Source organism: Allochromatium vinosum DSM 180 (assembly GCF_000025485.1).
Taxonomy (GTDB): domain Bacteria; phylum Pseudomonadota; class Gammaproteobacteria; order Chromatiales; family Chromatiaceae; genus Thermochromatium; species Thermochromatium vinosum.
Genome location: NC_013851.1, coordinates 2,008,510 through 2,022,500, shown reverse-complemented (window position 1 = coordinate 2,022,500; position 13,991 = coordinate 2,008,510). Strand labels below are relative to the sequence as shown.

Sequence of the window (13,991 nt, the reverse complement as noted above, 5' to 3'; positions counted from 1 at the left end):
CTCGATGTCGGCTCATCACATCCTGGGGCTGAAGTCGGTCCCAAGGGTATGGCTGTTCGCCATTTAAAGTGGTACGCGAGCTGGGTTTAGAACGTCGTGAGACAGTTCGGTCCCTATCTGCCGTGGGCGTTGGAGATTTGAGGGAAGCTGCTCCTAGTACGAGAGGACCGGAGTGGACGTACCCCTGGTGTTCCGGTTGTCACGCCAGTGGCATTGCCGGGTAGCTATGTACGGACGGGATAACCGCTGAAAGCATCTAAGCGGGAAGCCCCTCCCAAGATAAGATCTCCCTGGGCACTCGATGCCCCTGAAGGTCCGTTGAAGACCACAACGTGGATAGGCGGGATGTGGAAGCGTGGTAACACGTGCAGCTAACCCGTACTAATTGACCGTGCGGCTTGACCATATAACACCCAAGTGCGTTACCCTTACGATCACTCACCGTTTCGCGGACCGTCGGACCACACACCCGGCGCTCCCACCCTTTCCCTGGCGGCCATAGAGACTTGGAACCACCTGATCCCGTCCCGAACTCAGACGTGAAACAGGTCTTCGCCGATCCTAGTGTGGGGCCTCCCCATGCGAACCTAGGGCACCGCCAGGGCCCTATTCCCTCAAAACCCCCTCCACCTAACCGTGGCGGGGGTTTTGGCTTTGGGGCTTGCCTTAATTACTTAAGCGTGCGATTCCGCCCAAGGCAAATTCTTTAGCGGTCTGTTGCTGCTCTTGCGTTGCTGGTCGCCGTATGGTCGCACCGGCTTGGCGTTTGGGTTGAATGTCTCATCAGGCTACAGGCATACTGCGCAATCCTTTGTTCCGACCAAATCATCGCCCCTCGGGCGACCCTGATTTACAATCTAAAACGATTGGTGCGCGATCCGATGGGAAGCAAGATTCCGAACCCTTTCACTACCTGTCTACTTGCCTGCATGGTGGCAGCCTTCACGCCCATGCTGGCTGCTGCCGAGACCGGTGAAACCTTCGTCGTCCAGCAGGCCCAAGGCGCGCCCACGGTCTCGCTGGGCGGAACCGTCATCCCCTACAAAGAAGTGACACTTGCCGCCCAGCTTCCTGGGCGCGTGACCTTCATAGCCGGGCGCGAGGGCGACAGCTTCGAGCAGGACAAGCTGCTGGTGGCCATCGGCGACGAAGAGCTGGTCGCCAAGCGCCGCGCCCTGCTTGCACAGATGGCCGCTGCCGATGCGCAACTGCGCAACGCCGGCGTCCAATACAGCCGCGAGCTCTATTCGCCGCAGTCGCGCACGGCGCCCGGCGGCATGGGGCTGCCCAATCTGTTCGACCAGATGTTCACGCGCCCGATGGAGAGCTTCGTCGGTGAGCGCAACCAGAGCGCTGAGCGCTCGGCCGACATTTTCGCCTCCGGCATCCAGATCCAGGAAGCCCAGAGCGCCATGATGCGCTTGCAGGCCGAGTTGCAGGCGCTCGATTCCAAGATCCGCGATGCGCGCGGCATTGCCCCTTTCACTGGGGTGATCGTCAAGAAGCACGTCGAGGTCGGCGACACCGTCCAGCCCGGTCAGCCGCTCTTGAACTTCGCCGACATCGAGTATCTCCAGGTCGAGGTCGATGTCCCGGCGCGACTGCGCCCCGGTCTGCGCGAGGGCCAGATGGTCCAGGCCGAGATCGAGCCGGGCAACCAGCGCGCCCCGGTGCGCGTGGCCCAGATCTTCCCCATGGCCGATCCGCAGCGCCATACGGTCAAGATCAAGTTCGACGTCCCGCAAGGAGTCTCCGAACCCGGCATGTACGCCAAGGTGCTGGTACCGGACGAGAGCGCCCCGGCGCGCTCCAACCCGGTCATTCCGCTCAGCGCCGTGCGTTACAACGGCAGCCTGCCCGGCGTCTATGTGGTCAACGAGCAGGGCGAACCCCAGTTGCGCCTGATCCGGGTCGGTGAGGAATTGAGCGGCGGCTTCGTCACGGTCCTGAGCGGACTGCGCGCCGGCGAGCGCGTGCTGGCCAATCCGGGGCCGCAGGTCAGCGCAGGCTGGGCCAAGGGCGCCGTGCCGGATCGCTGAAGCGGATCTGAACTCCATTAACTTCTGGATCTTGGATCGCACATGAATCAAGAGCTCGACCCACCGATGGACGCCAAGGCGCCGCATGCGATGAATGCCGAGCATCTGGGCATCGCCGGACGCACGGCCCGTTTCTTCATCCGCTCACCGCTCTCGCCGCTGTTCTATGCGGCCATGCTCATGATGGGCCTGCTCGGCCTGATCATGACGCCGAGACAGGAAGACCCGCAGATCTCGGTGCCCATGATCGACATCATGGTGCAGTATCCGGGCGCCTCGGCGCAGCAGGTGGCCAATCTGGCCATCCAGCCGCTCGAACGTCTGATGAGCGAGATCCCCGGCATCAAGCATGTCTACTCGGCCTCGCAGCGCGGTCAGGGTCTGGTGACGGTCGAGTTCGACGTCGGCGAGGACATGGGGCCGTCGCTGGTCAAGGTGAACGACAAGCTCGCCTCCAACATGGACAAGATCCCGCCCGGTGTGCTGCCGCCGCTGGTGCGCAGCAAGGGCATCGACGACGTGCCCATCGTCACCCTGACGCTGTGGTCGAAAGATCTGGACGGCGACGGCGCGTCTGATGTCGACGATGCCCAGTTGCGACTGCTGGCACAGGACGTGCTCCAGGCGCTCAAGCAGGTCAAGAACACCGGCAATGCCTTCATCGTCGGCGGGCGGCGCGAGCAGGTCACGGTCAATGTCTCGCCCGAGCGGCTCTCGGGCTATCGCATCAGTCTCGATCAGGTCGCCCAGACGCTCAAGAGTGCCAACGCCGAGGCCGTTGCCGGCGGCGTCGAGACCGGCGGGGCGCGCTTCTCGGTGACGACCGGTGCCTTCCTGACCGGGGTCGAGGACATCAACCGACTGGTGGTCGGCACCTACAACGACGTGCCCGTCTACATGCATGATGTCGCCGAGGTGCGGCTCGGGCCGGAGGAAGACACCTCACAACTGGTGAGCTACTACACGGGGCCGGCGGCCGAGATCAGCGAGCGCGCCGACGGTCGCCCGGCGGTCACGCTCGCCATCGCCAAGAAAGAGCTGACCAATGGCGTGACCGTCGCGCAAGCCATCATCGACAAGGTCGAGGAGCTCAAGGGTTCACGCATTCCGGCCAACGTCGAGGTCAGCGTCACCCGCAACTATGGCGAGACGGCCAACGACAAGGTCAACGAGCTGATCTTCAAGCTCGTCGTCGCCACCTTCTTCGTCTTCGTGCTGGTGTTGGTGGCGTTCCGTGCGCTGCGTCCGGCGATCGTGGTCATGCTGGTCATCCCGGTCGTGCTGTTCATGACCGTGTTCACCGCCTGGATCTGGGGCATGACCATCGACCGGGTGAGTCTGTTCGCGCTCATCTTCTCGATCGGCATCCTGGTCGACGACGCCATCGTGGTGGTCGAGAACATCTACCGGCGCTGGCTGGAGCAGGGGCGCACCGACGACGAGACGGCCATCGATGCCGTGCGCGAAGTCGGCAATCCGACCATCCTGGCCACCTTCACCGTCATCGCCGCGCTGCTGCCGATGGGCTTCGTCAGCGGCATGATGGGACCGTACATGGCGCCGATCCCCAAGCTCGGCTCGGTGGCCATGTTCATCTCGCTGTTCGCGGCCTTCGTGTTCACGCCCTATCTGGCCATCTCCAAGTGGCTGCGGCCGACGATGACCTATCTGCGGGCGGCCGAGAAGCGTGAGCACAAGGGCTCCGAGCGTCTGGAACGCTTCTTCCGGCGCGTGCTCACGCCGCTGATGGAGAACCCGCGCAAGCGCTCGCTGTTCAAGCTCGCGCTATGGGGCTCATTCCTGTTCACCTGCTCGTTTTTCTATTTCCACTGGGTGGCGGTCAAGATGATGCCACTCGACAACAAGCCCGAGTTCTCGGTCGTGATCGACCTGCCCGAGGGCACGGCGCTGCCGGTGACGGCCAATCTGGCCCATCGCATGGCCGAGGAGGTGCGCAAGATCGAGGACGTCACGGCGGTGCAGCTCTATGCGGGCACTTCGCGCCCCTTCGATTTCAACGGCATGGTGCGTCACTACTATCTGCGCTCCGAGCCCTGGCAAGCCGAACTCCAGGTCCAGCTCAAACACAAAACCGAGCGCGCGCGCAGCAGTCACGAGATCGCGGTCCTGGCACGCGAGCGACTCGAACCCCTCAAGGAGGACTCGGGCGCGCGGATCGCCGTGGTCGAGATGCCGCCAGGACCGCCCGTGCTGCAATCCGTGGTCGCCGAGATCTATGGCCCCTCGCCCGAGACGCGCCGCCAGTTCGCGCGCGATCTGACCGCCGTCTTCGAGCAGGCCGAGAGCACGCGCGATGTCGACAACTATCTGCGCGATCCCTTCGACTACTGGCGCTTCGAGGTCGACACCGAGAAGGCGATCCGGCGCGGCATCTCGGTCGAGACCATCAACCGCAATCTGTCGATGGCGCTCGGCGGCACGACGCTCGGTGACATCAAGCAGCAGTCGGGGCGTCAGAGCGGGCACGAGCCGATCCAGATCCAGCTCCAGGTGCCGCTCGCGGAGCGTTCGCAGATCCAGCGGCTCGGCGATCTGCCGGTCCAGTCGAGCTTCGGCTATACGGTGCCGCTGAGCGAGCTGGGCGCCTTCCAGCGCGCTGCCGAGGACGACCTCATCTATCACAAGGATCTGCGGCCGGTCGAGTACGTGGTCTCGGATGTCGGCGGACGTCTGGGGGCGCCCGTCTACGCCATGTTCCAGATCCAGGATCTGATGGCCGAGACCGATTATCAAGCGCCGGACGGCAGCCGCCCGGCGGGCACGGCCGGCTTCGGCGATGCCTTCTACTGGCTCGGCCCCCCGCCCGACGACAGCCGGCTGGCCTGGGAGTGGGGCGGCGAGTGGACCGTCACCTATGAGACCTTCCGCGACATGGGTGCGGCCTTCATGGTGGCCCTGGTGCTGATCTATATCCTGGTGGTCTGGGAGTTCGGCAACTTCCGCATTCCGCTGGTCATCATGGCGCCGATTCCGCTGACTCTGCTCGGCATCATCCCGGCCCATGCGGTGATGTTCGCGTTGGGGCAGGGCGGTGAGTTCACCGCGACCTCGATGATCGGCTGGATCGCGCTCGCCGGTATCATCGTGCGCAACTCGATCCTGCTGGTCGATTTCGCCATCCACGAGATCCAGAAGGGCGTGCCTGTGGCCGAGGCCATGATCCGCGCGTGCAAGATCCGCACGCGCCCGATCCTGATCACGGCACTGGCGCTGGTGGCCGGGTCGAGCGTCATCATCACCGACCCGATCTTCCAGGGTATGGCCATTTCGCTGCTCTCGGGCGTGCTGGTCTCGACGCTGCTGACGTTGATCGTGATTCCGCTCGGCTGTGTGGCGGCGAAGGAGGATATGTGCCAGGTCGCGGCGGCCTCGATGCCGGCCGGTGTCGATATCCCGTGCCTGAGGGAGCGTGAGAATCAGGCGGCGACGGCGGCACGTTCGATCTCGACCAAGAAGACGGCCAAATCCAGAGGACTGATCGGTCGTCTGTGGGGCGGCTTGGTCGAGGCCGTTGTACTGATTTTCTATATGGTGCGCGGTATCTTCTTGCTGCTCGGTGAAGCGCTCAAGGGCTTGATGCGCAAGAAGTCCAAGCCGGCGCCGCGTCGTTCGGTCGATTCGGGCGCGAGCCGGTCGAGTGCCACGCCGCCGACCCCGGTTGCCGCAGCCGATGACAGTCCCGGCGTCGAGCCGACATCCGGGACCGAACCGGCATCGAACGCGTCCGAGGCTCCGGCCAAGAAGACGGCCGCCAAGCGTTCGACCAAGCCCAAATCCGGCACGACCACGACACAACGCAAGACGACCCGACGAGGGATTCGCCTGAAGGTCGACGACCCACCGGATGCCGAGTGAACCGAGCCGGGCGTGATCCGTCGCGACACGCCCGGCCGAGACGCATCGATGAGACGTTGCGTCCGAGGTGATTTGAGTATTCAATTCAAACAATTCAAAACGCGTCTTCGCTGGACGTTCGTCGTAGTGCTCGCGGGCGGGTCCGGATCCGGGCGAGGCGTTGCGGGTCCAGCGTGTCGTTCGATGGATAGCGCCATGTATTGGCTCATGCTGCTCGCGGGGATCGCGTCACCGATCGTGACTTCGGCCCAGTCTCGCTTCCAGGATCTGGAACCGAATTACGAACACGGCTACGAGCGCCCGGGGGCAGAGCGTGCCGACTGGCCCTGGGTGATCCCCGATCGGACTCCGTCGTTCGATGGGAATAGATCCGGGCCGGCGTCATCGACGCTCGGGACGGAGCGGACACCAGCGCCCGAGGCGACGCCCGAGTATCGCTTTCGCGGCGATCCGCCGCCAACAGCGGGCGGAAGCCGGCCCGGCGATGATCCGGACGCGGCGCTCAGGTTCCGTCCACTCACGCCCAGTGAGCGTGAGCGTGCTGGGCCGACCACCCGCTGGCGCCCCACGGACGAGGAACGCCGCCATGATCCGTTCGAGCGGCCTGGACCGCCGACGCTGTTCGACTCCCTGGCGCCCGGCAGGCCGCTCCCGCCCGATCCCTGGGATTGGCCACGCTGAGACGCGCGCTCGAATCGCGGGAGCGAGACCGATCGATCAGTGTGATCACCGACCATGAGAGATGAGAGGGGAACAGTCAAGATGAGACTCCACAAGCAAGCGTACTGGGCCGCCCTGGGCGGATTGCTCCTGACGTGCTCGGTCCAGGCCGAGATCGCCGGCGTCCAGTTCTCGGCGGACATGATCAGTCGCGGACCCGACGGCCAGACGACCACAGGCAAGATGTCTGTCGGCGCCAATCGGATGCGCATCGAGATGTCCCACCAGGGACAGGAGGTGATCCGCATCCATGATCAGACCCGGCAGATGGAATGGATGCTCTTCCCCGACCGTCAGACGTACATGGAACGCTCGGTGCCGATGGGCGCCGCCGCGCCTGGACAGATGCCTGCACCCTCGGCCGAGACCAATCCCTGCCAGGGCATCGAGGGACTGAACTGTCGTCGGGCCGGCGAGGAGGACGTCGCCGGACGCCGTGCGGTCAAGTGGGAGATGTCGATGACGCGCGAGGGCCAGACCCTGACCGGCGCGCAATGGCTCGATGTCGAGCGCGGTCTGCCGCTCAAGTATCAGATGCCCGACGGTCAATCCATGGAGCTGCGGATGCTCGGCACCGAATCGATCGCCGGGCGGACGGTCGAGAAGTGGGAGATGACGACCACCGTGCCCAACGAGTCGCCGGCCCAGTCCCTGCAGTGGTACGACCCGCAATTGAAACTGGCGGTGCGTGAGGAGTTTCCGGGGGGCTTCGTGCGTGAGCTGACCAACGTCCAGGTCGGCCCGCAACCCGAAGCGCTCTTCAGCGTCCCGGATGGCTACTCCAGGATGGAGCCTCCGCCAGCACCGCGTTGACACACCGAACCGACGGCAACAGGGTGCGAAGGCCTCATCGGGCGCGCCCTGTTCCGGTCCACCGCGAACATCGCGCCTAGTCGTTCTGGATTACGAGTACCATGATCACGATCGTTGGAAGTCTGAAGGGCGGATCGGGCAAGAGTACGCTGACCTTCAACCTCGCCGTTTGGCTCGTCATGGCCGAGGCCAGCGTGGTTCTCGTCGACGCCGACCCCCAGGCTACGCTGACCGATGTGGTCGACGTCCGGGGCGAGGAGGGATTCAAGCCCCGGATCGAGGTCTTCGGCAAGGATGCGCTGAGCGAATCGCGTCTGCGCGAGGCCGACGAGGCATTGATCGACGTCGGCACCTCGGACATGGAGAGCCTGCGTCGGGCGCTTGCCATCTGCGACCGGGTCGTGGTTCCCGTGCCGCCCTCGCAGGCCGACATCTGGTCGACCCAGCGCTTCATCCAGATGATCGCGACGGTCGAGCGCGCGACCCCGCCCGAGATCATCGGCTTCATCAATCGCGGCGACACCCATCACGCCGTGCAGGAGACCAACGAAACGGCCGCCGCGCTCGTCTCGCTGCCCGGACTGCGCTTCATCAAGCCACGGCTCTCGCAACGCACGGTCTTCCGCCGCTCCTTCAGCGAGGGCCTAGCGGTCTTCGAGCTGGAGCCGCGCGGCAAGGGCGCGCGCGAGTTCATGAGTCTGACGGCGGCGCTCTATCCGCGTCTCGTCGGTTGATGTGTGTACCGACCACTGGCCAGACTGAGAATCCATCATGCGCGACAACGAGACTCCAGGTGACAGTCGTGATGCCGTCGTCCAGGCCGAGACGCCGGGATCGGAGGCCACGGGTACTCAGGTCAACGCCTATGCGATCGATCGCCTGTCGCAGGCCTTCGAGACCAGCGCCAAGCGCTGGGAACTCATCGTCTACCCCTCGCTGTTCGCTTTCATCATCCTGGCCGCCTATGGGTTCTATCTGGTCTTCAGTCTGGCCAAGGACGTTCACTATCTGGCCATCAGCGTCGACACCAACATGACGGTGATGGCCAGCAACATGCAGTCGATGTCGGACAACGTTGCCCAGATGAGCCGCAACGTGCGTGTCATGACGGCGAGCGTCGAGTCGATGGCGCAGGACGTCGACACCCTCCAGCCCATGCTGGCCAGCATCCAGGAGATGGATCGCTCGATGCGCATCATGACCCAGTCGACTGCCTCGATGGGGCGTGACATGGCGGTGATGAATCAGAGCATCAGCCGACCGATGCAGTTCATGAACGGGTTCATGCCCTGGTGATGTCCGTCTGCGCGGCATCCTCTGTGGCTCGTTGACGGCTGAGCCGCCAGACGTCAGCGCGCCTCGTCAGACTCGATCAGATCGATCTCGATACGGCGGTTGATCCAGGGGCCGAGTCGACGTTCCTCCTCGCGCGTGAATTTCGGCTCAGACATGCCTTTGCCCTCGTGCGTGATGCGGGATGCCCCGATTCCCTCAAGGCGCAGAATCAGTGCGATGTCAGCGGCGCGCCGCTCCGACAGGACTTGATTATTGGTCGTCGCGCCCTGGGTGTCGGTGTGAGTGACGATATGGAGCCGGACGCGTTCGTCCTCCTTCAGGAGTCCGGCGAACCGCGCGAGCAGGGTCCGGGCGGACTCATCCAGGGCCACGCTTCCATCTCGGAACTGGATGAGGCGTGAAAGATCGGCCCGGATATGGTTGGGAGCGAGCCGCTCGACCTCGATGGACAGTGCGGCGAGGCCGGATTCGAGCCGTTCCAATCCAGGACGATCCGGCGCGGGGACCGATTCGCTGGGGGCTTCGGTCTCCGGCTCGGCTGTCGCCGCCGCCTCAGGCACGGATTCCGTCTCACTCGACGCCGCGTTCGTCTGCAATGGACTATCGCCCGCCACGGTGCCGGGCGCCTCTTCGATGACCGATTCCTCGACGGTCACGGCATCGGCTTCGGGGCCGCTGGGTTCCTGAGCCAGACTGATCAGGACGTCGAATGGTGGTGTCTCCGGTGTCTGCTCGGTGACTGGGACGCTCGGGACGAGTCTTTCAGCAGCCGACCTCGCGGCCTTTTCGGTCGTATCCTGGCCCTGGGTCTCGATCGGACTCGCGATGGGCTTGAGACTGGAGGACTGTATGTACCAGCCCACCAATCCGATCCCTGACAGAATGCCGATCACCATGGCGGTGATCTCCCAACCCAGGCGCCGGCCATGCCGTCTGGAGTCGACCGAACCATGACGGTCGAACCCTGGTGCGCCGTCGGCCGAACTCCAACCCGAATAGTCGAAATTGGACAGGGGAGCGCTCGATCCTGGCGATGAGGTGGCTGTGTGGAGCCTGGGGGCGACGCGCTCGGACTCGGGCTGTCGCGCTGTCCTGGGCAAATCTTGGTCGGTCGGAATCGGCTCGATACTTGGATGATCCGGCTCAGGTCCAGGCTCGGCCTGAATCGCCGGCATCCTGGCGTTCATCTGGCGCGGCTCTTCGGCTTCCAGCGGCTCTTCCTCCAGCTCGTCGACCAGGATCGGTCGATATTCCGGCAGTGGCTGGATCTCCTCGCCATCGATGGCGAACAGCAGGTGCGAGCCATCGGAGCGCACGAACACGTCGATGGAGCATCCATCGATGTGCGACTCGCCCGCGCCATAGGCGAAGACCAGGGCCGTGTCACAGATCAGATTGATCAGTCGCGGGATGCCCCGGCTGTAATGAAAGATGGCGTGGCAGGCATCAGGCGTGAAGATGTCGGGACGACCGCCGACAGTCTTGAGGCGGTGCCGAATGTAGCGACAACTGTCTTCCTGGTTCAGGCGCCCGAGATGATAGGACGCCGAGATGCGTTGAATGAACTGTTCGAGTCCCGGCTGACGCAGTTGCTCGCGCAATTCCGGCTGACCGAGCAGGAGCAGCTGGAGCAGGACGTCGTGCTCGGAGTTGACGTTGGACAGCAGCCGGATCTCTTCGAGCGTGTCGCGGTCGAGGTTCTGTGCCTCGTCGATGATGAGCAGCGTCTTGCGTCCCTTCGCGTATTCGGCGAGCAGGAAGTCGACGAAGGCCTGATGTTGCGCAACCCGATCGTTGCGCGGCGCCTGGATCTCGAATGCCGCGCAGATCCAGTCCATGATCCGTCCGAGCGACTGGTGGGTGTGCGAGATGAGTCCGACCGTCATGTCCTGCTCAAGCCGTTCGAGCAGATACCGCATCAGGGTCGTCTTGCCCGATCCGATCTCGCCGGTGATGACCGTGAATCCAGCCTGGTTGTAAAGACCGTATTCGAGGAGCGTCAACGCCTCCCGATGGATCTGGCTGGGATAGAAGAGGCTGGGGTCGGGCAGGAGCGAGAACGGCTTGTCTTTGAAGCCGAAAAAAGATTCATACATCTTTCAGGTTCCTAAACCGCATCCTGAGAGCTTGGCGTGGTTCCAGGGTGTCTGCTTCGCCCGCGCTGACGGCGATCCGGCCCGTGAGCCGGGAGGATCGAATCGGACATGCTAGTCTAATGTACATGACGCCACGCCATCCGTTCCTTCCTTCCACTTCAGTCGATACAGGTCGGACCCATGCATCCCGGTCGAATGCTCCTGCCCACCCTGTCGTTTTTGATCCTGCCTCTCGCCCAGGCCGATCCATCACTCGCCGCGCCGGTCGCCCAGGAGGTCGAGCGTCCGTCATTACCCCGGCCATCCGTTCCCGCCAAGGGGCACATCGAGGCCATGATCGACCGTCTTGCGCGTACTCACGCGCTCGATCCTGTCCTGGTCCATGCGCTCATCCGCGCCGAGTCCGGTTATGACCCGCTGGCCGTATCGCCAGCGGGCGCGGTCGGCTTGATGCAGGTGATGCCGGAGACAGCCGCCGATTACGGCGTCCAAGGCGTCGATCAGCTGTTCGACCCCGAGGTCAATCTGCGCACCGGGATGCGGCATCTCAAACGCCTGCTTGCAAAATATGGCTCCATTGGTCCGGCGGTGATGGCCTACAACGCCGGCGAAGGCGCCCTGGAACGCAGCGGGGGCTTCGTGACCTACTCCGAGACCCAGCGCTATACCCATCGCGTCCTGACCGACTATCTGCTCAAGAAGGGTCTGCGGCCCTATTCTGAGCAGGCGCGCGATCATATCGGCCTGGATCTGCGCCCCGAGATGGCGATCGCCGGCGACACGGCGGCGGTCGATTCGGCCGTCCGGTCCCGGCCGCCGCGCGATCAAGACCGCTGGTCGTCACGGTTCGATACCGGTTCACTCCAGCAACCCAAGCTCTTGCGCCCGCTACCGCAACGCCGCCAGCGGCTGTCGAGCCAACTGGATACGGCGTCCAGTTCATCACTCAAGAGCCGCTTGATGAAGCCGTCGCGCGAGCGACTCATCGATACGAATCGACGCCTGTCACCCCGACTCGCGATGCGGCAGCCATGATCGTCATCACGTTGAGTGTGTCCGGGGCCGGGCGATGACTCAAGCCTGGACCTGAAGCGTGGTCGAGGGCCGCTGGAGGAAATTCCCCTGGACATAATCGACGCCCGCCGTCCAGAGCACGGTCAGGGCGCGCGCATCCTCGACACCGGTGACGACGCTCTTGACGTTGAACTCGCGGGCGAGCGTGGCCAGTTGCAGCAGACGCTGCTGCTTGGCGGAATCGTCGGCCAGACCCTGCGCCAGTAGCGGCCGCAGGAGCACGAAATCGAGCGCGAGCGCCTGGAGCAGCATCTCCGGGCGCTCGGTGGCGCCGAAATGGTTGATGGCTACGCGGCACTTGATCTTGTGCAGTGTCTCGACCAGCTTGCTGAGGCTGGCCAGATTGCCGATGACGACCTCCTCCTGGAGCTGGATCGTCAACCAGTTGCCGCGCACGTCGAACTCGCGAAGACAGTCGCAGATCCAGAGCACGGTGTTTGGATTCTTGAAGGTGTCTTCGGAGAGCGAGATGAAGAGGCTCAGATTCTGGCCCGCGCGCCGCTGTTGGGCGATGATCTGGATGGCCGATCGGATGGTCCACTTGTCGAGTTCCTCGATCAGCCCCTGGCGAATCGCTGTGCCGATGAAATCCTTGGCCTCGAGCAGATTTTCGTCCTCGTCGAACAGTCGCAGCAGGACGCTGTAGTTCTCCTGGTTGTCGCCCATGAGACTGATGATGGGCTGATAGACCAGTTTGAGCTGTTCGTTGCGCAAGGCGTATTCGATCTTGCGCGCGATGACCGTCTCATCGTCCGCGTCATGGTTGACGGGCTTCTCGTGCTCGGCCGTGCCGCCGCTGGTATACCGATGGCCGATACAGAGCCTGTGCGCCGCGTTGATGATGTCCTCGGGAGCCGAGGCCCGGTCGCGCACCAGGAAATAGCCGATCTGACAATCGGGTACGGTGGCGTCCTGTACGGCCGCGCGGGCCGGCAGACGTGCCTGGGCATTCAACTCGGCGGCCAGCGCCTGGGCGCCGACTTCATCAATGCCATCGACGATGAGTCCGAATCCATCCTCGCTCACGCGCGACAGGAAGCCGCGTTCGCCGATGAGCGTGGCCAGGGTCTCGCTGAATTCGTCGAGCAGCTCGAGACCGATCGACAACCCCATGTCGCGCATCACATCGAGAATCTTGGCAACGCGGATGAAAAAGATGGCGAAGGGGCGGGTGACGAGACGCTGTTCGTCGATGTGGGATTCGATCTCAGCGATCAGGGCCGTGAGTCCCGCCGCCCCACGCGGGCTGTCGCGCTCCACGACCGTCTCGCCCTTCGCCGCCGTCTCGATCGGCTGGAAGATCAGACGCAGACAGGGTTCGCCCTCGAACTCGCTCGGCGAGGCCAGCAGGCGAGCCTGGAAACGGCTTGCCCCGGCACGCTGACAGGTGACATCGAGCAGGGTCGCGCTGTTCGGGGTGGCCGGATCGCTCGCCTTGAGCAGATCGCGAATCGCCGCATGATGCTCGGGGGCGATGAGATCGAGCAGCGGCGTGGCCAGTACCTCGTCGGTCGAGGTGTGGCCGAAGAGACGCGCGTAGGTATCGTCGACCTCGATGTGCAGACCGTCCTGCACGAAGGCCACACCGGCCCCCGTGATCTCTGTGAGCCGCAGCGTGTTCTGCTCGCACTGTCGCAGACGGGTGTCGAGCGCGCCGGCGGCGCGCCGGGCCTTCCAGTCGGCCAGTTCGCGCCCCAGGCTCAATCGCAGGTGCTCGGGATCGGCACGCCGGACGAGATCGCGCGCGCCCGCGCGTCGCGCCTTGCCGGCCAGTGTCTCCCACTGCTCCGGGTCGGCGAGCAGAATCAGTGGGATGTCGGTCTTCAGGCGCTTGTAGGCCGTCAGAATCGTGTCGACCTCAACGTCCCGATCATAGCCGCAGCAGAGGATCAGGTCGCACCCGCGTTCGGCGATCACCTTGTCGAGATGCTCGGCGCTCGGAATCGAGAGACTGCGTTCGGCCAGGCGCGCCTCACGGAGCACCGCCATCAGCCGCTCGGCTTCACTGGTCTCGGATGTGATGATGAGCAGCGTCGGTTGTTGACTGGGCGTGGGCATACGGGTGTCGTTCGCGTCA

At 64.1% G+C, this 13,991-nt stretch carries 9 protein-coding genes and 2 rRNA genes (1 of these 11 running past the window's edge); 9 read left to right on the top strand and 2 right to left on the bottom strand.

Annotated features, from left to right (window positions below):
- The 8 genes from ALVIN_RS08750 to ALVIN_RS08715 all read left to right on the top strand — a co-directional run.
- Window positions 1–406: ribosomal RNA gene (locus ALVIN_RS08750) — 23S ribosomal RNA — on the top strand; it begins 2,487 nt to the left of the window's first position.
- A gap of 82 nt (window positions 407–488) precedes the next feature.
- Window positions 489–604: ribosomal RNA gene (rrf, locus tag ALVIN_RS08745) — 5S ribosomal RNA — on the top strand.
- A gap of 346 nt (window positions 605–950) precedes the next feature.
- Window positions 951–2,039, top strand: a complete 1,089-nt coding sequence (locus ALVIN_RS08740; RefSeq protein ID WP_223295193.1) for an efflux RND transporter periplasmic adaptor subunit — start codon at window positions 951–953, stop codon at window positions 2,037–2,039.
- 42 nt (window positions 2,040–2,081) lie between these two features.
- Entirely contained in the window at window positions 2,082–5,915 is a 3,834-nt protein-coding gene (locus tag ALVIN_RS08735) for an efflux RND transporter permease subunit (RefSeq protein ID WP_043795583.1), read from the top strand.
- Window positions 5,916–6,110: 195 nt separating this feature from the next.
- Window positions 6,111–6,596 (top strand): hypothetical protein, encoded by a 486-nt coding sequence (locus tag ALVIN_RS08730; RefSeq protein ID WP_043795582.1) that lies wholly within the window; start codon window positions 6,111–6,113, stop codon window positions 6,594–6,596.
- 81 nt (window positions 6,597–6,677) lie between these two features.
- Window positions 6,678–7,448: a LolA-like protein gene (locus ALVIN_RS08725; protein ID WP_012970964.1), complete on the top strand. Its 771-nt coding sequence runs from the start codon at window positions 6,678–6,680 to the stop codon at window positions 7,446–7,448.
- A 101-nt stretch (window positions 7,449–7,549) separates the two neighbouring features.
- Complete coding sequence (locus ALVIN_RS08720) at window positions 7,550–8,182, top strand: ParA family protein (RefSeq protein WP_012970963.1); 633 nt, start codon at window positions 7,550–7,552, stop codon at window positions 8,180–8,182.
- A gap of 37 nt (window positions 8,183–8,219) precedes the next feature.
- Window positions 8,220–8,744 carry a DUF948 domain-containing protein gene (locus ALVIN_RS08715; protein ID WP_012970962.1) on the top strand — a complete coding sequence of 175 codons (525 nt, stop codon included), beginning with the start codon at window positions 8,220–8,222 and terminating at the stop codon, window positions 8,742–8,744.
- Between the two features lie 53 nt (window positions 8,745–8,797).
- On the opposite strand, the gene ALVIN_RS16620 is transcribed toward ALVIN_RS08715, so the two are convergent.
- The gene (locus tag ALVIN_RS16620; protein WP_012970961.1) at window positions 8,798–10,840 is read right to left on the bottom strand and encodes an AAA family ATPase; all 2,043 of its coding nucleotides are present in this window, start codon (window positions 10,838–10,840) and stop codon (window positions 8,798–8,800) included.
- Between the two features lie 180 nt (window positions 10,841–11,020).
- Here ALVIN_RS16620 and ALVIN_RS16615 point away from each other — a divergent pair, with 180 nt between their 5' ends.
- Entirely contained in the window at window positions 11,021–11,875 is an 855-nt protein-coding gene (locus ALVIN_RS16615; protein ID WP_012970960.1) for a lytic transglycosylase domain-containing protein, read from the top strand.
- Between the two features lie 39 nt (window positions 11,876–11,914).
- Here ALVIN_RS16615 and ALVIN_RS08700 read toward each other — a convergent pair whose 3' ends face one another.
- Window positions 11,915–13,972 (bottom strand): EAL domain-containing protein, encoded by a 2,058-nt coding sequence (locus ALVIN_RS08700; RefSeq protein ID WP_012970959.1) that lies wholly within the window; start codon window positions 13,970–13,972, stop codon window positions 11,915–11,917.
- Window positions 13,973–13,991: the final 19 nt, after the last annotated feature.